The sequence below is a fragment of the Vallitalea maricola genome, assembly GCF_036985595.1.
GTDB lineage: Bacteria > Bacillota > Clostridia > Lachnospirales > Vallitaleaceae > Vallitalea > Vallitalea maricola.
Genome location: NZ_BTPU01000048.1, coordinates 1 through 994, shown reverse-complemented (window position 1 = coordinate 994; position 994 = coordinate 1). Strand labels below are relative to the sequence as shown.

Here is a 994-nt window from a genome sequence, read left to right as displayed (position 1 = left end):
AATTATCAATAAAAACAGAATGTTTGATGAAATAGAAAAATTAGAATATTAAAGATAATGATAAAATATCTAATAATAATTCAATATCTAGTTGACCATAAATATATTATGTTAACTAAGAAATGTATTTTGTAGTTTGCTTAGTAATCATTATTAATTGATAATTATTATAGATTATTTATTATAGTTGTGGGTTGACCATAAAACAATTATGTAAACTATGTGTTTTGTAATTGTTTTATTAGTAATAAAAGTATTTTGATTGGGAGGTAATTGTTATGGAAAATATTATAAAGCGATTAGCTGGCTGTGAGTTATTTAATGGATTTACCATACAGGAGATAGAGGATTTATTACAAGATATCAATTATAATATTAAAGAATATGGTAAAGATGAAATAATTGCTTTAGAAGGTGAAGAAGCGAAAGACGTAGGGATTGTTTTATCTGGCACTTTAACAATCAATAAGTTATATCAAGACGGAAAACAAATGAATGTAAAACAAATGTTATCGGGTAACCTTCTTGGATTTGCACTGGTTTTTTCAGATTCAACATGTTATCCAAGTACCCTTATTGCTGGCGTGGATACCACAATAATCTTTATATCCCATCAAGATATTGTCACCCTATGTTTTGCAAATAAATTAATCTTAAGTAATTTTCTGAAGATAATTTCCAATCAATTAGTGTTTCTTAGTGATAAGATAAAGATGATTAATTACAGTACTATCAGAAAAAAGGTTGTGAATTATTTGTTAAGAGAATATGATAATCAAAAAAGTCTATTAATTAGAGTATCTATTTCTAGGAAAGAAATGGCAGAGACACTAGGGGTAACTAGACCTGCTTTATCCAATGAAATGATTAATATGAAAAAAGATGGCTTGATAAAGTATGATAACAATATAATAGAAATACTTAATCTTAATAAACTGGAAGGTGAAATATAGATAGATAATTCATTATGATTAATACATTATATCAAGATATT

General features: G+C 25.7%; 1 protein-coding gene. It reads left to right on the top strand.

Translation table 11 applies throughout. The annotated features are described in order from the left end of the window. Nucleotides 1-278: 278 nt before the first annotated feature. Nucleotides 279-953 carry a Crp/Fnr family transcriptional regulator gene (locus AACQ14_RS14405; RefSeq protein WP_339364282.1) on the top strand — a complete coding sequence of 225 codons (675 nt, stop codon included), beginning with the start codon at nucleotides 279-281 and terminating at the stop codon, nucleotides 951-953. Nucleotides 954-994 lie beyond the last annotated feature (41 nt).